Raw genomic sequence first — 25,358 nt, forward strand, 5'->3', positions numbered from 1 at the left:
GTATTTATATACAGCATACGAACATCCTCGCGTCGCAGTCAATGCGCTTCATTGCAGCCCCGCCAGATAGCCGCCGCCCTTGCGGATGGTCAACACCTGGCGCCGCGGGGTGCCCCGCGCCACCGACAGGTGCACCCACTTGTCGAATTCCAGGATGAGTTGATCGAAGGGCACCGTACTTTCGCTGATCCGTTGCACGGTCTCGCGCGGGCTGACCTCGATGACCGTGAAGTCAGCCGCCAGCCCTTGTACATGCTGGCTGTTGGCGGCACCGCCAATCAAGCGGTTGACTTTCTCGCTACGGTAGCCACTGCTGACAATGATGGGCACGCCGAACAGCGCGCGCACCTGCTCCAGGGCACAACACAGCAGTTGCAGGTTGGCCCTGGCTTCAGGTGGCGGGGTGTTGTCGAACCCATCCCTGGCCGCGAGCTGGGAAACGGTCAGTTCAGCGAGGGTGAAATGTGGTGTGATCAACATGGCAAGCGGTTCCGATGATGGCTAGGGGCACCGGCACTGGTGCGCCGGCGCCTGATAATCAGCGCGCATCACCTGCCATGGAGCAGGGTTGTACCTCCCCTGTCGGTGTCATTGCCCCAGGAACGCCACCACCTGCTCGGCATCGAACGGCCAGTGCAACTCGGCACCGTTGTCACAGCGCCGGAGCATCGGAATGACCAGCCCATAGCGTTCGAACAAAGGCTGGCTTTCGGCAACATCGACCAGCTCCACCAGCAGGCCATGATCGACGAAGGGCATCAGCACCGACTCGGCCACTTCACACAGGTGGCAGCCGAGGGTGCCGAACAGTTGGCATTCAGGCAGCATGGGGCGGGTCCCGATGTAGCATGCAGAGAAACCTATTCTAGGACCACCACGGCCATCGTGCACCTTCAATCCTGGCTGGTGGCGCCGATACGGTGCAGCGACAGGTCGGCGCCCTGGAACTCCTGTTCATGGCTCAGGCGCAGGCCATGCACGGCGCGCAGCGCACCATACACGGCAAAACCACCGGCGAGTGCCACCACCACCCCCATCAGGCTCCCCAGCAGCTGGCTGACCAGGCTCACGCCGCCCATGCCGCCCAGTGCCGTCTGGCCGAAGATGCCGCAGGCAACCCCACCCCACACGCCACACAGGCCATGCAACGGCCAAACACCCAGCACGTCGTCGATTTTCCAGCGGTTCTGGGCCGCGGTGAACGTCCACACGAACAGCCCGCCCGCCACCAGGCCGGTAGCCAGCGCACCGATCGGGTGCATCAGGTCTGAGCCGGCGCAAACCGCCACCAACCCGGCCAACGGCCCGTTATGCAGGAAGCCAGGGTCGTTGCGCCCTGCCAGCAACGCCGACAACGTGCCGCCAACCATGGCGAGCAACGAGTTGATCGCCACCAGGCCACTGAGCCCCTCCAAGGTCTGGGCGCTCATCACGTTGAAACCGAACCAGCCAATGATCAGGATCCACGAGCCCAGGGCGAGAAAGGGAATGCTCGAGGGCGCAAAAGCCACCAGCCGACCATCGCGATAGCGACCGCGGCGCGGGCCGAGCAGCAGCACCGCCGCCAGCGCCAGCCAGCCGCCCATGGCATGCACCACCACCGAGCCGGCAAAGTCATGGAACGGCGCGCCAAAGCGGTCCTGCAACCAGGCTTGCAGGCCCAGGTTGCCGTTCCATACCACGCCCTCGAAGAAGGGGTAGACGAATGCCACGATCAGTGCGGTGGCACACAATTGCGGCACGAAACGCGCACGCTCGGCGATGCCCCCGGAAATGATCGCCGGAATGGCTGCAGCGAAGGTCAACAGGAAGAAGCACTTGACCAGCGCGTAGCCATGGTCGGCAGCCAGCGTTGCAGCAGGCTGGAAGAAGTTGACCCCATAGGCGATCCAGTAGCCTATAAAGAAATACACCAGCGCCGAAATGGCGAAGTCGCTGAGGATCTTCGACAAGGCATTGACCTGGTTCTTGTGGCGTACGGTGCCCACTTCGAGAAACGCGAAGCCGGCATGCATGGCCAGCACCAGAATGGCGCCCATGAGAAGGAACAGGGTGTTGGAACCGTGGACCAGGGAGTCCATCGCGCTGTGCATGTTATCCATGAAATAGGCAGACCTGCTGAAAAAGGCACCAGGACAGTTCAAGAACCTGCATCCCTGCACCGAATCGGTGCCAGCCATCACCCTGTTTCAGTTGCGTGGGCGCGACCTGCGTGGTTTTTTCTTGGGTTTGTCGAGGATTGCGTTAAGGTTTATCGATATTCGCCGCGTGGGCGCCCCGAATCGGCGCAAGAACAGCCTGAGGTGCCCCGCAACGTGGCAAACACATAGCAAGGCGCATACCAGCACACGCGGGTGTACGGTCACTTGAACCTTCCGCGCCTGCTATCACTCGAACTACCAACATTCATCGACAGGGAGAGACACATGGCCAGCAATTCGGCAAAGACTGCACAAGAGATATTGATGGCTGACTTCCAGGCTTTGGTGCGCGACACCGAAAAGCTGCTGGCCGACACCGCCAACCTGGCAGGCGACCAGGCCGAGGAGTTGCGCGGGCAGATTCACGAGCGCCTGGCTCAGGCCCGCGAAACCCTGCAGTTGACTCAGGAGTCGGTACGCGACCGCGGCCAGGCTGCGCTGGGCAGCGCCGAGCAGTACGTACAGGAAAACCCATGGCAGGCCATCGGCATCGCTGCCGGCGTCGGCCTGTTGATCGGCCTGCTGGCCAACCGGCGTTAAGGGGTTCCCATGGAGAACGAAGCCAACGGCGCCGGCGCATCGGGCAGGCGCCTGGGCGCAGCCGCGCTGGGGCTGCTGCACAGCCATATCGAGCTGTTCGGTATCGAGCTGCAGGAGCAGAAAGGCCGCACGCTGAGGTTGCTGTTGTTCGCCGGCCTGGCACTGGTGTTCGCCCTGCTGCTGCTCACTGCACTGTCGGGCTTGCTACTGGTGCTGCTGTGGGACAGCTATCGCCTTGCCGGCATCATCGGCCTGTGCGTGTTCTATAGCCTGGCTGCACTGTATTGCGGTGTACGGTTGAAGGCAGCGGTGTTCGACGAGTCATCTCCCTTCAACGCCACCCTCGAAGAACTCGCCAAGGACCGGGAGCGCTTGTTGCCATGAACCTGCCACAACTGCCGAACACACGAAACCCACGCGAGCTGCGCAAGGCGTTGCTGCGCCTGCGCATGGAAATGCACCGCCAGGAGATCCGCCACGAATCCGGGCAACTGCTGGCACCTTTGCAGCGCATGCGCGGCATGGGCAGCTCGCTGCACGACGGCTTGGGCATCAAACACGCGCCGCTGTGGGGCATTGGCGCTGTGGTAGCCCTGGGCTTCATGACCGGCAAGGGCGTGCGCAGCGGCAACCTGGGCAGGCTTGTGCGCCTGGGCACCAGCCTGCTGCCGCTGGTGCGCCTGTACCTGCAAGGTAGCCGTCGCCGCTGAAGGCGGTGCATGGGCGCAGGCTCGACCGCGAATGTGTCGGTGCCGCCACCGGCCATTCGCGGGTAATGCATGCCAGCGGCCAGCGTTGCCCCTGCCACTTGCGCGCAGGCACAGCACACCAGAAGCTATAGCCTTTGACCCCCTGGAGACCGCGCCTTGGACTGGCACACCCTGCTCACCCGCGAACGTCTGGGCAAAGCCCTGTATAGCGCCGAAGAACTCGGGCGCAGCCCCTTCCACAAAGACCACGACCGCATCATTTTCTCGGGCGCCTTTCGCCGCCTGGGGCGCAAGACCCAAGTGCACCCCGTCACCAGTAACGATCACATTCACACGCGCCTGACCCATTCGCTGGAAGTCAGTTGCGTGGGGCGTTCGCTGGGCATGCGCGTGGGTGAAACCCTGCGCGAAAGCTTGCCAGACTGGTGCGCGCCCAGCGACCTGGGGATGATCGTGCAGTCGGCCTGCCTGGCCCACGACATCGGCAACCCGCCATTCGGCCATTCTGGCGAAGACGCCATACGTCACTGGTTCCAGCAGGCGGCCGGGCGCGGGTGGCTGGACGACATGGGTGATGACGAGCGTGCCGACTTCCTCAATTTCGAGGGCAATGCGCAGGGCTTCCGCGTGCTTACGCAACTGGAGTACCACCAGTTCGACGGTGGCACCCGGTTGACCTATGCCACCCTCGGCACCTACCTCAAATACCCCTGGAGCGCCCGCCATGCCGACGCCCTGGGCTACAAGAAGCACAAGTTCGGCAGTTATCAGAGCGAGCTGTGGCTATAGTAAACAGCCAAAAATGACATTTTTTGAAAATCAACAGCCAAAAAGTTATAAGTGCAACTATTTTGGCATGAAAACTAAACTTGATAATCAAAAAAAGAATAAGGAGGGCTTTGCTGAACTTGAGCATACCACCATTGGCGAGAGCCAATCCACCTAAATTCGCTCACCGCCCATACCACTAAACTGTCGAGCCAAATGCATGGCGTAGTTATCAGTCATGCCACTCACGTAGTCCAGAACCTGCATAATCGCGGAGTAGTCCTTTGAAACATTTTCGCAGGCGTTTATAGCAACCAAGTCAAGCCCCATTAAATCGACTACCCGCTTGGTCTTTGAATCAGCGACTCCGCCATTCCTAGCAAAACTCAGAGCAGCCGAACAGCTAACTTGCAACAACGTTGATATCGTGCTGTACGCACCTATTTCAAGTTCAACTTTACGCGGATGTTGGAAAATTTCCTCGCGTGCAAGAATTTTGGCAGCATTTACGCAATCACGCACATTACTGCTACACAGTTCAAATATACCAAGAGCCTTCCCAGCCATAATTTCATCATAATTGCCCATAAAAGCAGCCACCCCTGCATCTACGAATGCAGAGATAACCTTACCGCGAGCCATCGATAACCTACGCCCAACTTTCATTCCCTGCGTTTCTTTGGCCAATTGGTCCCGTTGCTTCTCATCCAGAACAAGGCACAAAATATCAAAAACCTTATCCCATTCGAGGATACCCATCTCCACACCATCCTCCAGATCAAGGATGGCGTAGCAAAAGTCATCTGAAATCTCCATCAAGTTAGCTAATGGATGGCGGCAACGCCAGCCATCACCAAGCTTTAACAACCCCGTCGCATCCGCCACCTCATCGAAAAAACCAAGTTCCGAGCAGTAAACACCATATTTATTTTTAATAGGTCGCAACTGATTAACTGCATCACGTGCCATCCATGGATACTTTATAAAAGCACCCAAAGATGCATAAGTTAGACGCATCCCCCCATCATACGGATGATACTCTGAGGTTGTTAACACCCGGAACCCTTGGGCGTTCCCTTCAAATCTACGGAAGTCAGTAGCTTCATTGAAAGGCAAGTGCTCAATCATCTTCGCACCTACATCATTAGTGAACCAATGACGTATGGCCTCTTCACCTGTGTGTCCAAACGGCGGGTTGCCAATATCGTGAGCAAGACATGCAGTCTGTACGATATCGCCAATGTCCGAAGCTGAATAGAAATCAGAAATTAGTTTTTCCTTCAAAAGCTCCTGCCCAACTCGGACCCCGAGCGTCCTACCTACGCAAGCCACCTCTAAACTATGGGTAAGGCGATTATGTACATGGTCATTGGTCGCCAGAGGATGTACCTGAGTTTTTCTTGCAAGGCGTCTGAACGCACCGGAGAAAATGACTTTATCATGGTCTGAGTGGAAGGGTGAACGACCAAGTTCCGACTTCGGGGGGCGTCCACCTAATCGACTAGTATTCAACAACTTATCCCAACTCATTCTGTCCATAGCACCTCCGGGCGAAGGAACAACACACAAAAAAATCATTAGCCATTGATATCAGCAAAACACAAACTCACAAGACCAATCAGTTACCCAACCTATTAGCAAAACGTCCTACCGCCTCAACCACTTTTTGAGCCCCCTCCTGAATTTCACATATAACATTTCCTGCCTCAGCGGAAAGCTCAAGACCTTGCACTGCATGCATTTTACCCTGCTCTATGATTCGAAGAGCCTCCTCCGCCATTTTTTGGTTTTTAGAAACCACTTCGACAACTTCCTTCGTCGCCTTCGTAGTTCTGGATGCAAGCTGTCTTACCTCATCAGCAACTACAGCAAACCCCCGCCCTTGTTCACCAGCCCTTGCCGCTTCAATCGCCGCATTGAGTGCAAGCAAATTAGTCTGATCAGCAATTCCCCCAATACTTTTTACAATCCCACCAACCAGTTGGGACTGCTGATCCAGTGCACGAATACCCTCTACAGCCGCTTCCATTTGAGCAGCCAGCTCCTGCATTACCCTCACTGTATCCTGAACCACTCCACTACCACGCCGTGCACTTTCATCAGTATTCCTCGAAGTACCATAAGCTATATCGGCCGCCTCAGACACTGCCTGCTCGCGGTTAACTTGCTCAGTAATGACAGTTGCAAACTTAACCACTTTATACAATCTTTTATAAGAGTCCGAAACTGGATTATACGAGGCCTCCAGCCACACAACCCGACCATAACTATCTATACGTTTTAAGCGATCCGCCACAAACTCCCCCCTTCGAAGTCTCTCCCAAAAATCCTCATACCCTTGAGAGGAAGACTCTGCAGACTCACAGAAAATCCTGTGGTGCTTTCCTTTTATTTGCTCCAAGCTGTAACCCATTGCACTTAAAAATCTATCATTTGCAGTTAAAACTATCCCATCAAGATCAAATTCAATAACTGCAGTTGAACGCTGCAAAGCCCCAATCAAATTCTCATGTTCACAGGACTCTGCAATAGTTCGAGTAAGGTCAGTGGCATACACTGAGAGATGAGAAAGCACCCCCATTGAACTTCTAATTGGCTGAATAATCACACGCAACCATGCCTCCTCCCCATTCCCCCTACAAGCTTGAAGAGCACCAACCCAATGACTCCCAGACTGAACCGCATTCTTCATACGATTAAAATGATCTGTACTCCGAGCAAAAGCTGGAACCAAGTCAAAAATTGGCCTCCCAACCAATTTTTCAACCGAATAAATCATTTCACGTAAAAAATTATCATTACCCTCCATAATAACACCTTGAGAATCTAATCGAAGCACTAACATCTCATCGTCAAGACTTTTCCTAACCTGCTCCAACGAAAAAAGCTTCTCACTAACTTCCGCAAGCTTTTCTTTTAAATCCCTAACCTTGAAAAACATACCATCACCCACTCGAAAAATTAAATTATTTATAGAGATTGGAAACCCACTCTTCTAATTCTCTAGGAGCAAGCGGCTTTGAAAGAAAGTAACCTTGAGCAACATGATAACCCTGCTCCTTGAGAACCTTATATTGCCCCGCCTCTTCAACGCCTTCAGCGACGACCTTTAAATGTAAACTATCACCTATCCTAAGCACAGCCTCACTAAGTGCCCTACTTATCTCATCTTTCTCCAAATCAAGAACAAAGCTCTTATCTAGCTTTAGCTCTTGAATCGGAAGCTTCCTAAGATAGCTTAAACTAGAGTAGCCCGTACCAAAATCATCCATCGCCAACTTAATCCCTTTTGAGTTGACATCACCCAACACCTTCATAGTATTAGGATTTGTATCAAGCAAAACACTCTCCGTAAGCTCCAATGTCAAATCGCCGACCTTTAAATCATGCTGCCCTAGAGTCCTCAATATCATCCCACCAAGATCTAAGTTATGAAAATTACTTGGCGACAAATTCACAGAAACGGCAGGTATTTTCAGCCCTTTCCGCCTCCAACTTGCAAGCTGACGACAGGCCTCCCTTACAGCCCAAGCACCTAAATCCCCTATCAGCCCACACTCTTCAGCAAGAGGAATAAATCTCGAAGGAGAAACTTCTCCAAACTTTGAGTGCCGCCACCTAGCCAAAGCTTCAACACCATAGAGCGTCCCATCATCTACATTAACTTGCGGCTGATAGTGCAACCTAAGCTCGCCACCATCTATTGCCAAACGCAATGCACTTTCCAACTCCTGCCTTTCTAGAGCCAATTGATTCAGCTCAGGACTAAAGAAACTAAACCTGCCTCTCCCACTTCCTTTCGCTTGGTACATAGCCATATCAGCACGATGTATCAAAGTACCCATATCATGACCATCTTGAGGATACACACTAACCCCTATACTGGCGGATGGAGACAAAATAACCCCACCAATATTAATCGGCCTTGATATAGACTTTCTTATTTCCTCAACAATCTCAGTGACATGTTCACTACCACAGTTTGGTAGAGCCACAACGAATTCATCTCCAGACAGCCGCCCTACAATATCAGACGCCCGGCGATTAAATAGTAATCTTTCAGCAACGGCCCTAAGCAACTCATCACCAGCCGGATGCCCAAGTGAATCATTAACTTGCTTAAATCGATCCAAATCAATAAACAAGACCGACATTGAGCTTTTTGATCTCCTCGCATCAACCAAAGCATGGTCGGCTTTAGCATGCAATAGACTGCGATTGGGAAGCTCGGTAAGGCTATCATAAAACGCTAACTGCCGTATGTTCTCTCTATCTTCTTCACGCTCTATCGCAAGAGCACAAAGCGGCGAAGCAACCTCCATCATCATTTCATGAAGGCTTGAAGGAACCCTACGCACCGAGTAATAAAAAACAAGTACACCGACAACACTTCCCTTTGTATTCTTGATAGGCGTAGACCAATAACTTTTAATTCCAAACCTCAAAAACTCTTCTGACAGGCCCTCCCATACTGGATCTTGCTCAATATCCTCCGCAACAACAGGCTCACCATAGTAAGCAGCCTTGCTTGAAGAGCCGACACAATGTTTCACTTGCATCCCTTCTAATAGCCTTGCATACTCAACCGGAAGACTGGGGGCCGCCAGCGGATGCATGACCCCATCTTCATCAATCTGTATAACAGCTATCTTTATATCAGGCTCAACAAATTCAATTTCCCTACATACCAGATCCATTACCTCCTCTAGAGGATTCTCCCGCACCATGGCATCCAATATAGTACTTTGAATAACCTCATGTATCTTTGAGCCTGTCACATCAGCAAGCACAGTAACAGTATTAACAAGATCGCCACTCGCACTCAAAATTGGACTAATAGCAATATTTGACCATATACGCTCGCCATCTTTAAGCCGCGTTAACTCTTCAACCTTAAAAGACAAACCAGCCTTTAATCTAGAGTGGACCGCCTGAATTCTTTCATCACTCAAATGCGGCACTATTAGAGCAGCAGGCCTTAACCCTTCAACCTCTTCAGAAGAATAGCCAAAAATACGCTCAAAACCCTTATTTACAAAGACAATTTTCCACTCATGGTCGGTAATAACAATTGCATTATCTGTCTCATTCGCAACCAGTGATAAAAGCTTGGTACGCTGACGCTCTTTACGCCTATCAGTAATATCCTTCACAAATGCAGTATAAACAACCATCCCTTCACTCTCGACACGAGAGATCGACATAGCTCCCCACCGCTGAGAGCTATCCTTTCTATGAATCGGGACCTCTCGCGTAGTACCTACAATTTTATTGATACCCGTCCGGCGATTTTCATTTATATAGTCATCGTGCTTAGACTGCATTCCTAAAGGAACGAGCATCTTAACATTACGACCTAGCACTTCATCTCTGCTATAGCCCCACAGAGCTTCCGCCGCACGATTAAAAAGAACAACATTATTCTCAGCATCAATAACAACAACACCATCTACAGCTTGCTCAAGTGTCTGAGTGAATATTTTTGAAAGATTATGTGTAATAGGCATTTAGATACTACCGACGAGCTACTCAAAAGGCATCTTACCAACGGAGTTCTAGCAGGCTTAGCCCGCATCACCCGCCCCACGAAACACCAATAGCTTAAGGCCATCAATATCAAAAGTCATCAGGTGCTCTCGAACATCTAATCCCGGCCATAAAATCCTGACCATATGAACAGAAAAATACACTTAGCAGCACTTTATCCACTTAAGCATCGAACCCTAAAATACTGAATCTAAAGAACAATTTTTCCGAAAAACACCTATTTGAAGGTACTCCGCCATCAATATAAGAAATGGTTGTTCAATTACCAAAAGCGGGCTGCCACTGCTGGAACAGATCGCCCGCAAGCTCGGCCTGCCACAGCTGGAGCACCAGCGCTGGGCGCGCCACCCGCTGGTGTACCTGATGGAAGCGGCCGATGACATCTGCTACGCGCTGATCGACCTGGAAGACGGCCTGGAGATGGACTTGCTGCAATACGGCGAAGTCGAAGCCTTGTTGCTCGACCTGGTCGGCGACGATCTGCCGGAAACCTATCGCCAACTGGGCCCCGGCGACTCCCGCCGGCGCAAGCTGGCCATCCTGCGTGGCAAGGCCATCGAGCACTTGACCAACGCTGCCGCCCAGGCTTTTGTCGAGCAGCAGCACGCGTTGCTGGCCGGGCAACTGCCAGGCGACCTGGTCGAACACATGCACGGCCCGGCCAAGCGCTGCGTGCTGCAGGCCAAAGACATGGCGCGCAACAAGATCTTCCAGGACAAGCGCAAGACCCTGCACGAAATCGGCGCCTACACCACACTGGAAATCCTGCTCAATACCTTCTGCGGCGCGGCGCTCGAACAACACGGCGGGCGCACACCCTCGTTCAAGAGCCGGCGCGTCATGGACCTGCTCGGCAACAGTGCACCAGACCCACACGGCTCGCTGTACAACGCGTTCCTGCGCATGATCGACTTCATCGCCGGCATGACCGACAGCTACGCCAGCGAAATGGCCAGGGAAATGACCGGGCGCTCGGGCCCGGGCTGAGCCATGGCGGTGCAGACCGGCCAGCGTGCCGGTGCTGCACCTGGGTTACAGGAAACTTCCTACATATACCGAGGGCAAATTAAACAACACGTTTAATTTGCCAACGAAAAGTTACCAAATGCACTTTGACATTGGGTCGCGCACGATTATCTCGTAGCCCGTTTTGCTTTATCTTGTAAGCCATTTCCCATATGGGGCAAACAGCCCTTCCTTGCATGCCCGTTGACTTCCAACTGCGATAAGGTGCCGCCTGTCACCCACAATTGACCGCAGGCAAGTTGAACATGCATTCCATATTTATTGTTGACGATCATCCGGTCATCCGCCTTGCCGTCCGCATGCTGCTGGAAAACCAGAATTACAAGATTGTCGGTGAGTCGGACAATGGCGTGGACGCGATGCAGATGATCCGCGAGAGCCACCCCGACCTGGTCATCCTCGACATCAGCATCCCCAAGCTAGACGGGCTGGAGGTGCTTGCGCGCTTCCAGGCCATGGCGCTGCCCATGAAAGTGCTGGTGCTGACTGCCCAGGCCCCGGCGTTGTTTGCCGTGCGCTGCATGCACTCGGGTGCTGCCGGTTATGTGTGCAAGCAGGAGGACCTCGGTGAACTGCTGAGTGCAATCAAGGCCGTGCTGGCCGGTTATAACTATTTCCCCAGCCAGGCAATAAAGCATGACCAGGTAACCACGAGCGACCTGCAACTTTTCCGCCAGGTAAATGATCGCGAACTGATGGTGCTGCAACTCTTCGCCCAAGGGCGCAGCAACAAGGAAATTGCCAAGGGCATGTTCCTCAGCAGCAAGACCGTGAGTACCTACAAGAAGCGCCTCATGCAAAAGCTGCAGGTCAGTACGTTGGTCGACCTGATCGAGATGGCCAAGCGCAACGCACTGGTCTGAGCATGGTCATGGCCCGCCCTTTCGCCCGCTTGCTGCTCGCGCTGCTGCTGTTCAGCAGCGCGGCAGTGGCCACCCACCACGAAACTGCATCGTACACGCTCCTCCCGCGTTCGTCGGCTATGCCAGCGCCACCGGAACTCAACGCCGAGCAACGGCAATGGCTTGCAGGGCGCCAGGAACTGGTGCTGGGAACATCGGCCCCTGACTACCCGCCGTTCGACATCACCAGTGGCGGCCGTGACTACCAGGGGCTTACCGCCGAATATGCAAACCTGATCGGCACGGCCCTGGAGTTGCCGGTCCGGGTGCTGCGTTTTCCCAGCCGGCAGGCCGCTTTGGAAGCACTCCGGCAAGGCGACATCGACCTGCTGGGCAGCGCCAATGGCTACGAAGCGGCCAGCGACGGCCTGGCCTTGTCGCACCCCTATGCCGTTGACCAGCCGGTGCTGGTCACACGCGAAGACGAAACGCGGGCACTGGACACGGGCCTGGCCGGCATGCGCCTGGGCATGCTCTATCACTACCTGCCCGAGGCAGAACTGCTCAACGCCTACCCCGATGCCGAGCTGCTGACGTTCGAGTCCTCCAGCCAGGCGTTGAATGCCGTAGCGTTCGGCCAGGCCGACGTGTTCATCGGCGACACCATTTCCACCCACTACCAGCTCAACCGCGGCCACCTGCCACGCCTGCGCATGGCCAACTTCGGCAAGCACGAAGCCATCGGCTTCGGCTTTGCCCTGCGCCAGCAGGACACCGTACTGAGGGAACTGGTCGATACCATCCTCGATAGCCAGCCCCCCGCCATGCGTGCCAGTATCTTCAAACGCTGGAGCGCCGGCAGCGACCTGCTGTTGACCGACCGCAACCTGCAATTGAGCGCAACAGAGCAACAATGGCTGCAACAGCACCCCGTGATGCGTGTGGCCATTGACGACACCGCTGCGCCCTTGTCCTACTTCGATGGCTCGGGGCATTTTCGCGGCATCACTGCTGACCTGCTGGAGCTCATTCGCCTGCGCACCGGCTTGCGCTTCGAGGTACAGCGGGCCAGTGGCATTGCCGACATGATCGCCCGCTTGAAGGATGGCCGCGCTGACGTGATCGCCGCCCTGGCCATCGCCGGGTTGGTCGACAAGGACCTGCAGATCAGCCGGCCGTACCTGGAAAGCGCCTATGTTCTGGTTAGCCGCAAGGACAAACCGGCCCCAGGGTCCCTGGAGCAGTTGCAGGGCCACCGCATCGCCTTTACCCGCCACAGCGCCATGCATGCCACGTTGCCGCAGCATTATCCGCACATTGGCTGGGTCGAGAGCGCCAGCGCGTTCTATTCCATGGCGTTGCTCAACAGCGGCGCCGTCGATGCGGTGATCACCACCCTGATCGATGCCAACCACGCCCTGGCCAGCAACCCCGACCTGGTCATCCGCACCTCGGTCGGCGGCGAGCCCGCCAACTACGCCATGGCCACCAACGCGTCTTCACCGGCTTTGGCCTCGATTCTCGACAAGGCCCTGCAGAGCATTTCGCCCGAGGAACTGGGTGTCATCAACAACCGCTGGCGCAGCTTTGGCCCGCACGAAGACAGCAAGAGCCAGAGCTACCGCCGGCTGGCGCTGCAGGTGGTACTGGCCACGGCGGTGCTGCTTCTGCTGGCGTTGCTCTGGAACGCCCGCCTGCGCTTGCAGATCCGTCAGCGCCAGCGCGCCGAAAGGGCGCTGAACGACCAACTGGCATTCATGCGCGCACTGCTCAACGGCACCCCTCACCCCATGTACGTGCGCGACCGCGATGGCCGCCTGCAAAGCTGCAACTACAGCTACCTGGAGGCGGTGCAGGCCCGCTCCGAGCAGGTTATCGGCAAACAGCTGAGCGCCAGCCTGTTCGCCGACGCCGAACAGACCCGGCAGATCCAGGCGGATTACCACAAAGTGATGGCTGCCGGCTCCCCCCTGATCATGGACCGCCCGTTGCGGATCAAGGGCCGGGAGATGACCATCTACCACTGGATCCTGCCCTACCGTGATTCGCTGGGTGAAGTGCAGGGCATCATCGGCGGCTGGATCGACATCAGCGACCGCCGCCAGCTGGTCACGGAACTGCGCCAGGCCAAGCAGCAGGCCGACAATGCCAACCGCGCCAAAAGCACCTTCCTGGCCACTATCAGCCACGAAATCCGCACCCCCATGAATGCCGTCATCGGCATGCTCGAACTGGCGGTCAAACGCGCCGATCAAGGGTGGGTGGACCGCAGCGCGCTGGCCTTGGCGCACCATTCGGCCAAAGACCTGCTGGGCCTGATCGGTGACATTCTCGATATCGTGCGCATCGAATCCGGGCATCTCTCTCTGGCCCCCGAGGTGGTCGACCTGGCAGCGTTGGTCGAGTCGGTGGGGCGCATGTTCGATGGCCAGGCACGGCAAAAAGGCCTGGCGCTGGAAGTGATCATCGAACCGGCCGCACGTTGCCACGCGTTGCTCGACCCCCTGCGTTTCAAGCAAGTGCTGTCCAACCTGGTGAGCAACGCCATCAAGTTCACCGAGCATGGCCAGGTACGCATCTGCGTCAGCCTGCTGGACGAAGCCCCTGGCAGGCCTGCAATGCTGGACCTGGAGGTGCGCGACAGTGGTATCGGCATCCATCCCGACGACCTGGAACGCCTGTTCAACCCGTTCATCCAGGCCAACCCGCACAGCCAGGGTGCCCGCGCGGGCACCGGGCTCGGTCTGGCCATCTGCCGCAACCTGTGCGACATGATGGGGGGCAGCCTGACCATCAAGAGCCTGGAGGATGTCGGCACCCAGGTGCGCCTGAAGATGCCGTTGCAACGGGTCGATGCTGCAGCGCAACCCGCCCAGTTGCCGGAATGCCTGGACGTTCCCGACCCCGGTCTGCGCGTGCTGGTGATCGACGATCACCCGGCCAACCTGGAACTGATGGCGCAGCAGCTCGGTTATCTGGGCCTGCAGCATGCCAGCGCCCGGGATGGCCGGGAAGGCCTGGCCGCCTGGCGCGCCGGTGATTTCGACGTGCTGGTGCTGGACTGCAACATGCCGCACATGAACGGCTATCAGCTGGCAACCGCCGTGCGCACCGAAGAACGCCATGGCCAGCGGCCGCGCTGCACCATCCTGGGTTATACCGCCAACGCCCAGCCAGAGGTCCGTCGCAAGTGCCTGAGCGCCGGCATGGACGACTGCCTGCTCAAGCCCATCAGCCTGAGTACGCTCAGCCAGTGCCTGGCCGGCATTCACCCGCGCCGCCAGCAATGCCCCCCGGGCAGGTTGTACGAACTGGACGGCCTGGCGGCCGTGACCGGGCCAGCACCCGACGACCGCCAGCGTTTTCTGCAAGCGCTACTGCAGAGCCTGCAGGCCGACCTGCTCAGCTTGATGGCGCTGGACCCGCAGCACGACAGCACAGCCATCGCCGACCAGGCCCACAAGGTGCTGAGCGCCGCACGCATGCTCAAGGCACCCGCCCTGATGGCGGCATGCGAAGCGCTGGAAGCCGGCACCCTCCCCCCTGCCCAGCTACGCTTGAAGCGCCAGGCACTGGCACGCCACATGCGCCGGGTGGAGCGCGCCCTGGCCAGGGAGTTGGCGCCACCCGCCGACACTCAGGCAGGCAGCCACGTGTGTTAACTGGTAGACTGCGCGGCGTTATTACCTAAGAGGATTGTTTCATGGCCACAAACCGCTCCCGTCGTCTGCGCAAGAAGCTGTGTGTCGACGAGTTTCAGGAATTGGGCTTCGAGCTGAACCTGGAATTCAAGGAAGATCTGGATGACCAGGCAATCGATGCTTTCCTCGACGCGTTCCTGGCTGAAGCCATGGACGCCAACGGCCTGGATTATGTAGGCGGTGACGATTACGGCCTGGTGTGCTCGGTCAAACGCGGCTCGGTCAGCGAAGAACAACGCGCCGCCGTCGAAGCCTGGCTCAAAGGCCGCAGCGAACTGACCAAGATCGAAGTCAGCCCGTTGCTGGACGCCTGGTACCCGGAAAAGCCGATCAACAAGGCTGAGTAACCCTCAGCCCGGTTCGATCGAAGAAAGGCCACCTCTCGAGGTGGCCTTTTTATTGGCGATGGTTTTCCGTCGAACGTGGCGCATCGTCGCTACGCTTGGGGCATAATGCGGTTTCTTTAGCTCGTGGGGCCATCATCGCTTACAGCCCCAATGTCCTTTTCCCTCGCTGCAGGGTATTTGCTCACCATGATCAAAACGCTTCGTCCCCTCGTACTCGCCGGCCTGCTATTGCCCTTCGCCTTGCCCAGCCAAGCCGCAGCCGTCAACACCACCTTGCCTGCCAAAGTGCAGCAGGCGCTCAAAGCCAACAAACTGCAAGACACCGCACTGTCGCTGGTCATGCTGCCCCTGGATGGCCCCGGTGTTCCCACCGTGTTCAATGCCGACGTGTCGGTAAACCCGGCCTCGACCATGAAACTGGTTACCACCTACGCAGCCCTCGAGCTGCTTGGCCCGACCTTTCAGTGGAAGACCGAGTTCTACACCGACGGCACCCTGAGCAACGGGGTGCTCAACGGCAACCTGTACCTCAAAGGCGGCGGTGACCCCAAGCTGAACATGGAAAAGCTGTGGCTGCTGATGCGTGACCTGCGCGCCAATGGTGTGCGCACCGTCACCGGTGACCTGGTATTGGACCGTAGCCACTTCGTGCAACCCAACCTGCCCCAGTTCAACGACGACGGCGGTGACGAAAACAAGCCGTTCCTGGTCAAGCCCGACTCGCTGCTGGTCAACCTCAAGGCCCTGCGCTTTGTTGCCCGCAACGATGGCGGCAAGGTCACCATTGCGGTGGAGCCACCGATTGCCAGCATCCGCATCGACAACCAGGTCAAGCCTGTGGCCTCGAAACAATGCAGTGGCGATGTGCGCTACAACCCAGTGCCTCAGGCCAACGGCATCAGTGTGACGGTCAGCGGCCAACTGGGTGACGGTTGTAACTCGCAGACTTACCTGGCCCTGCTTGACCACCCGACTTACGCGGCCGGTGCCGTACGTGCCATCTGGAAAGAGCTGGGCGGCACCATCCAGGGCGGCGACCGTGTCGAGAACGTGCCCAAGAGTGCCCGCCTGCTGGCACGTGCCTTCTCCCCAGACCTGGTCGAAGTGATCCGCGACATCAACAAGTACAGCAACAACACCATGGCCCAGCAGTTGTTCCTCAGCCTTGGCGCACAGTTCCGCACCGATGCCGATGGCGACGATGCGCGTGCCGCACAGCGCGTGGTACGCCAGTGGCTGGCGAAAAAAGGCATTACCGCGCCGCACCTGGTGATGGAAAACGGTTCTGGCCTGTCGCGAGCCGAGCGCGTCAGCACCCGGGAAATGGCCGAGATGCTGCAGGCAGCCTGGAAGAGCCCCTACGCTGCCGAATACATGAGTTCGATGCCGCTGGTGGGCATGGATGGCACCATGCGCAAGCGCCTCAAGCGCACCGCCATGGCCGGCGAAGGGCACATCAAGACCGGCACCCTGAACACGGTGCGCGCAATAGCCGGTTTCAGCCGCGACAGCAACGGCCACACCTGGGCGGTGGCGGCGATCCTCAACGACCCGAAACCTTGGGGTGCTTCGCAGGTGCTGGACCAGGTGCTGCTGGACCTGTACCGCCAGCCGAAGCTGGCCGGCAGCACCGCTGCCAATTGATGCATCGAGCGCCGCCCGCGCGGCGCTCGATCTCACAGGCGCTGAAGATGCAGTGGCCAGCACCTGGCAGCGCGGTCAGGCAGACTCCCCCTCTACCCGGTCCCGCCCGGCCTGCTTGGCCGCATAAACCCCGGCATCGGCGCGCAACAGCAACGCGTCGGCGCCCTCTCCCGGCCGCCACCCGGCCACGCCGAAACTCGCGGTGACTTGGCCCACGCCGTCTACCGGGTCGTTGCGCACGCCCTGCCAAAGCTCCAGCGCCAGCACACGCGCCTGCTCGGCATCAGTGCCCGGGCACAGCACCATGAACTCCTCCCCGCCCAGCCTGCAGAACACATCGGTCCGCCGCAAGCGCTGGCCGATGCGCTGGCACAGGCTACGCAGCACCCGGTCACCGACCGCATGGCCGAAACGGTCGTTGATGCGTTTGAAGTGATCAATGTCGAGCATGATCACCGCCAGCGCCTGGCCATCTCGCTGGGCACGCTCCAACTCGTTTTTCAGCCGTTCCTGGAAGTAACGGCGGTTATGGATGCCGGTCAGCGAATCGGTCACCGACAGCCTGCGCAACTCGTGTTCCACACCCTTGAGATCGGAAATATCGGTCAGGTAGCCATGCCACAAGGTACAGCCCTGCTCGCCCACTTCCGGCGTTGCCTCGCCACGCACCCAGCGTAAGCCCGCCCGGGGCAGGCACACGCGGTACTCCTCGCGCCATGGCGTCAGGTGCTCGGCCGAGTAGCGCACCGAACGGCTCACCCGCTCCAGGTCATCAGGGTGAATGCGCTCGTACACTGCGGCGGCATCTTCGCGCAGCTGCTGCAGGTCAAGCTCATAAATGTCGTACAGCCCCTTGCTGGCATAGGGGAAACACGAATGGCCGTTTGCATCCAGCCTGTACTGGTAGATGCCGCCCGGTACTTCGGCACTGAGTTTTTCCAGCAACCGGTCACGCGCAGCCAATGCCTCATGTACCCGACGCCGCTCAGTGACGTCGATGCAGATGGCCAGGTAACCCACCCATAAACCCTGGTCGTCCAGCATGGCGGTCACCAACATGTTGGCTACCAGTTGGCTGCCGTCGGCGCGTACCAAGGTCCACTCACCTGGCTCGGCGCCCTGTTCGTATACGGTTTCGGCAAACAGTGCATGGCCCCCCGCAATGGTGCGGCCAAAGCGCAAACTCAAGGCATGCGCACGCTGGCTCAGCTCCTCGGCCAGCACCAGTTGCTCAAGGCGCAGGCGGCCAATGGCTTCACTGGCCGGGTAACCGAGCATGCTTTCGGCACCGACATTGAAGGTGCTGACCACCCCTTTGAGGTTGGTGGCGATGATCGCAACCTGGGTCGCGGCATCCAGCACGCTGCGCAGCTGGTTGTGGGTGCCACGCAGCGACTGTTCGCTGACCTGCAGCGCTGCGGTGCGCTGTGCAACCAGGGCCAAGGCCCGTTGACGCTGGCTGAACAGGTTGAACAACAGCACGCTCAGCAGCAGGCTCAGCAAACCGCCCAGTGCACCGACTGCCAGCACCGCCGAAGAACGGTTGGCCTGCAGGAATGCCAGGCTGGGGCGGATACTCAGCAGCAGCTGGCGGTCCGCCAGGTGCAACACCTGATCGCTGACCAGCGACAGGGGCGCCACGGGGTTGTTGGAGTCGTACAGAACTTCTGGGCCCTGCCGCCCGGACGGGTCAACCAGGCGCGTTACCAGGTTATCGTCAGGCGCCACTGGCCGGCCATCGCCGATCAGCTCAGGCATGCTCAACAGGGCCAGCACATAACCCGCTGCCACGCCGTGGGGCGTGGCAGCGGCGAATACCGGGGCCACCATCATCAGGCCGCGCACGCCCGGTTCGCTGGCATTCAACTTCAGCGGCTGCGACACCGCCATGCTCCCCGGCACCAGCGCCCGCGCAAGCACTGCCCGGGCCGCATCCTGCGCAGCCAGGTCGAGACCAGATGGCAGCCCCGGCAAGGTGCCTGACGCGCTATACAGCACGGGAAAATACAGGTCGCGCGCGGGGGCGCGGCGCCACTGCCCCTGCGGGTCCTGATCGCGAATCATAAAGCCCGGGCCAGCAAGGGTGCTGGCCTGGCGTTCGAATATGGCGCGCTGCGCAGCCTCTACACGCGGGGCCCAGGCATAGGCCTGGGTACGGTGCAGCAGCGGCCGGGCATAACCGGCAAATTCCCGGGGGGTTATTTCATCGGAATAGCTGAAAAACCAGCGCAGCCCATCCAGGCGCTGCTGCTGTTCGGCAAAACGCTCGGCGATGCGGCCAAAGCGCTCGCCCGCCAGCAACTCGAAGCGCTGGCGCAGCTGCTGGTTGTACAACGACTGCGTGGCCAGGGCCAGGGCGGCCGTCAGCAGGCCGCCGGCCAGCAGCGCAATCAAGGCCATCACCCAGGCGGACATCGCCTCTGCGCGCAGGCCAGGCACCCGCGCAAGCACGCCACACTTTGACATACACACGTCTCGTCACGTCAGCGTCCTGCGGATTATCCAGCCATGAACCAAGTTATAGCTATTGGCCACTACCCGCGCAATGTACCCCGTCGGCTCAGCGCAGCTGCAAGCGCCAGGCGCGGTGGATGCGATTGTTGCGGGCGAAATCCGGGTCCAGGGTCTGGGCCGTTATTTCCTCCACGGCGTAGCGCGCCATCAGGTGTTCGTCCAGCTGGAACTTACGGAAGTTGTTGGAGAAATACAGCACGCCACCGGGCGCCAGGCGGGCCATGGCCAAGTCCAGCAACTGCACGTGGTCACGCTGCACGTCGAACACACCTTCCATCCGCTTGGAGTTGGAGAAGGTTGGCGGGTCGATGAAGATCAGGTCGTAGCTGTCGCGGTTACCCTCCAGCCAGGCCATGACATCACTCTGCTCCAGGCGATTGCGTTCGGAATGGCCATTGAGCGCCAGGTTGCGTCGCGCCCAGTCCAGGTAGGTTTTCGACAGGTCGACGCTGGTGGTGCTGCGCGCCCCACCCTTGGCCGCGTGCACGGTGGCCGTGGCGGTGTAGCAGAACAGGTTGAGGAAGCGCTTGCCGGCTGCTTCGCGCTGAATACGCATGCGCATCGGGCGATGGTCGAGGAACAGGCCGGTGTCGAGGTAATCGGTGAGGTTGACCAACAACTTCACGCCGCCTTCGTTGACTTCCTGGAAACGGCCCTCGGTAGCCTGACGCTCGTACTGGCGGGTACCGCTTTGCCGCTCGCGGCGCTTGAGCACCACGCGCTGCGGGGCAATGCCCAATGCCTGCGGAATGGCCGCCAGGGCATCGAGCAGGCGCGCCTGGGCCTTGTCCGGGTCCACCGAGCGTGGTGCGGCATATTCCTGCACGTGTACCCAGTCGTGGTACAGATCGACTGCCAGGGCATACTCAGGCATGTCGGCATCGTACAGGCGATAGCAGTCGACCTGCTCGCGTCGGGCCCATTTGCCCAGTTGCCTGAGGTTTTTCTGCAGGCGGTTGGCAAACATTTGTGCCCCTTCCGACAGGCGTGCCGGCTCGCTGGTGACGGGCACCTGCTGGCCGACCTCACGGGTGTCGGCCGGTGCCTCGCGGCGCTCACCGGTGACGAACTGGTCAGGCTGCACCTTGAACAACAGCAGCTTGCACGGCAACGCGCCGTTCCAGAACGCGTACTGCTTGTGGCTGCGAATGCCCATGCGCTTGCCCAATTGCGGCGCCCCGGTGAATACCGCAGCCTCCCAACCCATGCACGCCTGGCGCAGACGCTCACCCAGGTTCTGGTAGAGGTACAGCAGGCTGGCTTCGTCGCCCAGGCGCTCACCGTAGGGCGGGTTGCTGATGACCAGGCCTTTCTGGTTCTGGTCCGGGCGCGGCTCGAAGGTGCTGACCTCGCCCTGGTAGATTTTCACCCAGTCACCCAGGCCTGCGCGCTCCACGTTGTTACGGCCCGGCTGAATCAGCCGCGGGTCGGCCTCGTAGCCACGGATCCACAGCGGGGGTTTGGCCAGGCCAGCCTGGGCCCGTGCCTGCGCTTCTTCATGCACCTTGCGCCAGAGCGCCGGCACATGGCCGAGCCAGGCGCTGAAACCCCAGCGTTCACGCTTGAGGTTGGGGGCAATGTCGGCAGCAATCATGGCGGCTTCCACAAGGAACGTACCTACACCGCACATCGGGTCGGCCAGCGCGCCACCTTGCGCGGCAATACGCGGCCAGCCGGAGCGGATCAGCACAGCGGCCGCCAGGTTTTCCTTGAGCGGCGCGGCGCCCTGCTGCAGACGATAGCCACGCTGGTGCAGGCTGTGCCCGGACAGGTCGAGGGACAGGATCGCCTCGCCGCGCTCCAGGCGCAGGTGCACGCGAACGTCAGGATCGATTTTTTCCACCGACGGGCGCAGGCCTTCGCGGTTGCGCAGCTTGTCGACGATAGCATCCTTGACCTTCAACGCACCGAAATGGGTGTTGTCGATGCCCGAGCCATGGCCGCTGAACTCGACCGCCAGGGTGCCATCGGCCGCCAGGTGGTCCGCCCAGTCGACGGCGTGCACGCCGTCGTACAGGTCGTCGGCGTTCTTCATGGAAAAACGCTTGAGCACCAGCAGCACACGGTTGGCCAGACGCGACCAGATGCACAGGCGGTAGGCGGTTTCCATGTCGGCGGCGCCGCGGATGGCCGAGGTGTGCTCACGCACTTCGTCCAGGCCAAGGCTTTTGGCCTCTTCGGCAAGCAGGCCTTCAAGGCCTTTGGGGCAGGTGAGGTAGAGTTCGAAACGGTCCGACATGAATATTCCAGAGCCTTGGGCTATTGACTGACGAGGCGACGCATCGCCCCGCGATGTTTGCCCGCACGCCTTTCCAGCAGGCGTGCAGGTGGCCGGTTGGGCACAACGTGTGCCGCAGCGGGCCGGGCCACCTGACAGATCTGCACTTTGCCGGGTGGCAAAGACAGCTTAGATCATCAGGCAGTACGAAAAATTCTGGCGACGTAGAGCCCTATGTGACCCTTCGTCGCATTTCAAATTATTTCTCTGTTCCTTGAGTGACGCTGGCAAAATGACGTCAATGATCGGCAAACCCCGATCGTAGCGGGCTCAACGCTAAACAAGGTTGAGTCGCATTTCTTTACTTATCCCCACACCCTCACAAACGTTACGTCGTTATGACAAATCGATCATTCACACCGTGACTCGCATTCGATAGAACTGGTCTCAGGCCGCTTCGCAACGAGGCGGCACATTCAGCTCGCGACGCCGGCAGCGAGCGCAAACCGGCAGAAAGACTCTGCCCGGCCTCGGAGAGGCCGACGGGACATTACAGTCAACAAGTGAGGGCAACACCCTATGAGAAGACTTAAGCGTGATCCGTTGGAAAGAGCATATTCACGTGGCTACCAATACGGGGTCACCGGCAAATCCCGCGAACTTTGCCCGTTCAATCTTCCTTCTGTTCGCCAAGCCTGGATCAACGGCTGGCGTGAAGGTCGCGGCGATAACTGGGACGGAATGACTGGCACCGCTGGCATCCATAGACTCAACGAAAATCACGCCGTAGGCTGATCGAGGACACTGAATTCGATTTACATGCACGCCCCAATCGGGCGGCGGGCGTAGGCCCAGGGGCCCCTTCAAGGGGCCCTTTTTAATGGGCTGGCAAAGCGCCAAACTAGCGCGGCATCGCCGCGATCGCATCCACCGCTTCGCGAATCAGTGCCGGCCCCTTGTAAATGAAGCCCGAATAGATCTGCACCAGGCTCGCCCCAGCAGCGATCTTCTCGGCAGCGTGGCGCCCTTCGGTGATGCCACCGGCGGCAATGATCGGCAACTTGCCACCCAGTTCGCCCGCCAGCACCTTGACGATATGGGTACTCTTCTCCAGCACCGGCGCGCCTGACAGGCCACCTGCCTCGCCCCCATACGGCAGCGCTTCGACACCCTCACGGCCCAGCGTGGTGTTGGTGGCAATCACCGCATCCATGCCCGACTCCATCAATGCAGCCGCCACCAGGGCGGTTTCTTCGTCGCTCATGTCCGGGGCGATCTTGATCGCCAGCGGCACGCGCTTGCCATGTTCAGCAGCCAGCTGCTCACGGCGCTCGGCCAAGGCATCGAGCAGTTGCTTGAGCGAATCGCCGAACTGCAGGCTGCGCAGGCCCGGGGTGTTCGGCGAACTGACGTTGACCGTGATATAGCTGGCAGCGGTGTACACCTTGTCCAGGCAGATCAGGTAGTCGTCGACCGCGCGCTCGACCGGGGTGTCGAAGTTCTTGCCGATGTTGATACCCAGCACACCGCTGTAGCGCGACGCACGAACACGACCCAGCAGGTGATCGACCCCCAGGTTGTTGAAGCCCATGCGGTTGATGATGGCGGTGGCTTGCGGCAGGCGGAACAGCCGAGGCTTGGGGTTGCCCGGCTGCGGGCGCGGCGTGACGGTGCCGATTTCGACGAAACCGAAGCCCAACTGGGCAAAGCCGTCGATGGCCGCGCCATTCTTGTCCAGGCCGGCGGCCAGGCCGACCGGGTTGGCGAAGTTCAAGCCCATGACCGAAACCGGCAACGCCGCCGGTTGCTTGCACAGCATGCCGTTTAGGCCAAGACGGCCACCGGCACCGATCAGGTCCAGGGACAGGTCGTGGGAAGTTTCCGGGGAAAGCTTGAACAGCAGCTGGCGGGCCAGGGTATACATGGGCGGGCAAGGCTCAGGGTGAGTGAGGGGGCGATTATAGCCAGCGCGGCGCCGGCATGACAGCACATCGTGGGGCCATGGGGCGAGGTGGTCGCGTAAATGGCACATCGGTTGCACCCCAACTGCCCACAGCCTTATCAGTATGGGCGAGGAACCTTGTGAACACTGCACCCCGAGCAACGCCCCTGGCCTGGGTCAACGGCAGCGACGCGCCGGAGAAACCCAGCCTCAATATCGGTTTCATGGGCCTCACCGACTGCGCCTCGGTCGTGGTCGCCGCCACCCAGGGCTTCGCCCAGCAGCACGGCCTGACCCTCAACCTCAAGCGCCAGGGCTCGTGGGCCGGCCTGCGGGACAAACTGGTCAGTGGCGAACTGGACGCCGCGCACTGCCTGTATGGGCTGGTCTACGCCGTGCACCTGGGCATCGGTGGTGTGCCGGGCAGCGACATGGCCGTGCTCATGGGGCTGAACCAGAACGCCCAGGCCATCAACCTGTCCCCGACCCTGCAACGCAAAGGCGTGACCAACCCTGAGGCACTGGCGCGGCTGGTGCACCAACATGGCCCGCGGCTGACCTTTGCCCAGACCTTCCCCACGGGCACTCACGCCATGTGGCTGTATTACTGGCTGGCCAGCCAGGGCATCCACCCTTTGCGTGACGTCGACAGCGTAGTCGTACCGCCTGCGCAGATGGCCGCACACATCCAGGCCGGGCGCATCGACGGCTTCTGCGTCGGCGAGCCGTGGGCCGCTGACGCGGTAGCCAAAGGCCAGGGCTTCACTCTGGCCACCAGCCAGTCGATCTGGCCCGACCACCCGGAAAAGGTCCTGGCCTGTGCCCGGGCCTTCGCCGAACAATACCCCAACAGCGCGCGCGCATTGATCAAGGCAATCCTCGCTGCCAGCCGGTTCATCGAGCAAAACCCGGACAACCGCCGCAGCGCCGCGCAACTGCTCAGTGGCAGCGCGTACCTGGACACCGCGCTGGCCAGCATCGAGCCACGCCTGCTGGGCCACTATCAGGACGGCCTGGGCAACCACTGGCAAGACCCGCACGCCCTGCGCCTGTTCGACCAGGGCCGAGCCAACTTCCCATACCTGTCCGACGGAATGTGGTTCATGACCCAGTTTCGCCGCTGGGGCCTGCTGCGCGAAGACCCGGATTACCTCCAGGTCGCGGGCCAGGTCCAGCACCTGGCGCTGTACACCGAGGCCGCCCAGAGCCTGGGCGTGGCATGCCCGGCGCACCCCATGCGCAGCAGCCTGCTGATAGACGGTGGCCGCTGGGACGGCAGCGACCCCTACGGCTATGCCCGTAGCTTCAGCCTGCATGCGTTGGGCGAGCTGCCCGACGCCCAGGTTGGCAGGTAAGGG

General features: G+C 59.1%; 18 protein-coding genes and 2 pseudogenes. 11 read left to right on the forward strand and 9 right to left on the reverse strand.

The genetic code is table 11. From position 1 onward, the window contains the following. Positions 1 to 48: 48 nt before the first annotated feature. The 3 genes from FPB55_RS17830 to FPB55_RS17840 all read right to left on the reverse strand — a co-directional run bounded on the left by FPB55_RS17830 (position 49) and on the right by FPB55_RS17840 (position 2,102). Entirely contained in the window at positions 49 to 480 is a 432-nt protein-coding gene (locus tag FPB55_RS17830; RefSeq protein WP_009683998.1) for a D-Ala-D-Ala carboxypeptidase family metallohydrolase, read from the reverse strand. Between the two features lie 108 nt (positions 481 to 588). Beyond that, positions 589 to 828, reverse strand: coding sequence for a glutaredoxin family protein (locus FPB55_RS17835; RefSeq protein WP_115294482.1), 240 nt, complete (start codon positions 826 to 828; stop codon positions 589 to 591). A 65-nt stretch (positions 829 to 893) separates the two neighbouring features. Then, a complete protein-coding gene (locus tag FPB55_RS17840) occupies positions 894 to 2,102 on the reverse strand; it encodes an ammonium transporter (protein ID WP_009684000.1) in 1,209 nt (402 codons plus the stop codon). Positions 2,103 to 2,426: 324 nt separating this feature from the next. Here FPB55_RS17840 and FPB55_RS17845 point away from each other — a divergent pair, with 324 nt between their 5' ends. The 4 genes and pseudogenes from FPB55_RS17845 to dgt form a co-directional block, all read left to right on the forward strand. Continuing rightward, a complete protein-coding gene (locus tag FPB55_RS17845; protein WP_009684001.1) occupies positions 2,427 to 2,741 on the forward strand; it encodes a YqjD family protein in 315 nt (104 codons plus the stop codon). Positions 2,742 to 2,750: 9 nt separating this feature from the next. Further along, positions 2,751 to 3,125, forward strand: coding sequence for a phage holin family protein (locus tag FPB55_RS17850; protein ID WP_009684002.1), 375 nt, complete (start codon positions 2,751 to 2,753; stop codon positions 3,123 to 3,125). Further along, positions 3,122 to 3,451, forward strand: coding sequence for a hypothetical protein (locus tag FPB55_RS17855; protein ID WP_009684003.1), 330 nt, complete (start codon positions 3,122 to 3,124; stop codon positions 3,449 to 3,451). The genes FPB55_RS17850 and FPB55_RS17855 overlap by 4 nt, the downstream gene beginning before the upstream one ends. Before the next feature lie 156 nt (positions 3,452 to 3,607). Next, positions 3,608 to 4,231 (forward strand): annotated as a pseudogene (gene dgt / locus FPB55_RS17860) (dGTP triphosphohydrolase); the annotation flags it as partial. A gap of 162 nt (positions 4,232 to 4,393) precedes the next feature. Here dgt and FPB55_RS17865 read toward each other — a convergent pair. The 3 genes from FPB55_RS17865 to FPB55_RS17875 all read right to left on the reverse strand — a co-directional run bounded on the left by FPB55_RS17865 (position 4,394) and on the right by FPB55_RS17875 (position 9,726). Beyond that, the gene (locus tag FPB55_RS17865; protein ID WP_028699746.1) at positions 4,394 to 5,758 is read right to left on the reverse strand and encodes a deoxyguanosinetriphosphate triphosphohydrolase; all 1,365 of its coding nucleotides are present in this window, start codon (positions 5,756 to 5,758) and stop codon (positions 4,394 to 4,396) included. Between the two features lie 79 nt (positions 5,759 to 5,837). Continuing rightward, positions 5,838 to 7,160, reverse strand: coding sequence for a PAS domain-containing methyl-accepting chemotaxis protein (locus FPB55_RS17870; protein WP_016714864.1), 1,323 nt, complete (start codon positions 7,158 to 7,160; stop codon positions 5,838 to 5,840). A gap of 25 nt (positions 7,161 to 7,185) precedes the next feature. After that, positions 7,186 to 9,726 (reverse strand): EAL domain-containing protein, encoded by a 2,541-nt coding sequence (locus FPB55_RS17875; RefSeq protein ID WP_042132490.1) that lies wholly within the window; start codon positions 9,724 to 9,726, stop codon positions 7,186 to 7,188. A gap of 282 nt (positions 9,727 to 10,008) precedes the next feature. Here FPB55_RS17875 and FPB55_RS17880 point away from each other — a divergent pair. From FPB55_RS17880 to dacB, 5 genes and pseudogenes are all read left to right on the forward strand, one after another. After that, a pseudogene (locus FPB55_RS17880) lies at positions 10,009 to 10,753 on the forward strand (deoxyguanosinetriphosphate triphosphohydrolase); the annotation flags it as partial. Positions 10,754 to 11,037: 284 nt separating this feature from the next. Continuing rightward, a complete protein-coding gene (locus FPB55_RS17885) occupies positions 11,038 to 11,655 on the forward strand; it encodes a response regulator transcription factor (protein WP_009684005.1) in 618 nt (205 codons plus the stop codon). An 8-nt stretch (positions 11,656 to 11,663) separates the two neighbouring features. Next, positions 11,664 to 15,296: a transporter substrate-binding domain-containing protein gene (locus FPB55_RS17890; RefSeq protein WP_125855041.1), complete on the forward strand. Its 3,633-nt coding sequence runs from the start codon at positions 11,664 to 11,666 to the stop codon at positions 15,294 to 15,296. Between the two features lie 41 nt (positions 15,297 to 15,337). After that, complete coding sequence (locus tag FPB55_RS17895) at positions 15,338 to 15,682, forward strand: YggL family protein (RefSeq protein WP_009684007.1); 345 nt, start codon at positions 15,338 to 15,340, stop codon at positions 15,680 to 15,682. Between the two features lie 186 nt (positions 15,683 to 15,868). After that, positions 15,869 to 17,326 carry a D-alanyl-D-alanine carboxypeptidase/D-alanyl-D-alanine-endopeptidase gene (gene dacB, locus FPB55_RS17900; protein ID WP_144188942.1) on the forward strand — a complete coding sequence of 486 codons (1,458 nt, stop codon included), beginning with the start codon at positions 15,869 to 15,871 and terminating at the stop codon, positions 17,324 to 17,326. A 75-nt stretch (positions 17,327 to 17,401) separates the two neighbouring features. On the opposite strand, the gene FPB55_RS17905 is transcribed toward dacB, so the two are convergent. Both FPB55_RS17905 and rlmKL read right to left on the reverse strand, forming a co-directional pair. Next, the gene (locus tag FPB55_RS17905) at positions 17,402 to 19,792 is read right to left on the reverse strand and encodes a GGDEF domain-containing protein (protein WP_144188944.1); all 2,391 of its coding nucleotides are present in this window, start codon (positions 19,790 to 19,792) and stop codon (positions 17,402 to 17,404) included. A gap of 94 nt (positions 19,793 to 19,886) precedes the next feature. After that, on the reverse strand, positions 19,887 to 22,079 hold the full coding sequence (gene rlmKL, locus FPB55_RS17910) for a bifunctional 23S rRNA (guanine(2069)-N(7))-methyltransferase RlmK/23S rRNA (guanine(2445)-N(2))-methyltransferase RlmL (RefSeq protein WP_144188946.1): 2,193 nt from the start codon (positions 22,077 to 22,079) through the stop codon (positions 19,887 to 19,889). 558 nt (positions 22,080 to 22,637) lie between these two features. Here rlmKL and FPB55_RS17915 point away from each other — a divergent pair. Then, positions 22,638 to 22,853, forward strand: a complete 216-nt coding sequence (locus FPB55_RS17915) for a ribosome modulation factor (protein WP_003248687.1) — start codon at positions 22,638 to 22,640, stop codon at positions 22,851 to 22,853. 106 nt (positions 22,854 to 22,959) lie between these two features. Here FPB55_RS17915 and FPB55_RS17920 read toward each other — a convergent pair whose 3' ends face one another. Then, the gene (locus FPB55_RS17920; protein ID WP_009684011.1) at positions 22,960 to 23,982 is read right to left on the reverse strand and encodes a quinone-dependent dihydroorotate dehydrogenase; all 1,023 of its coding nucleotides are present in this window, start codon (positions 23,980 to 23,982) and stop codon (positions 22,960 to 22,962) included. 158 nt (positions 23,983 to 24,140) lie between these two features. On the opposite strand from FPB55_RS17920, the gene FPB55_RS17925 reads away from it, so the two are divergent. Then, positions 24,141 to 25,355: a CmpA/NrtA family ABC transporter substrate-binding protein gene (locus tag FPB55_RS17925; RefSeq protein ID WP_009684012.1), complete on the forward strand. Its 1,215-nt coding sequence runs from the start codon at positions 24,141 to 24,143 to the stop codon at positions 25,353 to 25,355. Positions 25,356 to 25,358: the final 3 nt, after the last annotated feature.

The sequence above is a fragment of the Pseudomonas sp. BJP69 genome (genome assembly GCF_007633355.1).
Lineage (GTDB): Bacteria > Pseudomonadota > Gammaproteobacteria > Pseudomonadales > Pseudomonadaceae > Aquipseudomonas > Aquipseudomonas juntendi.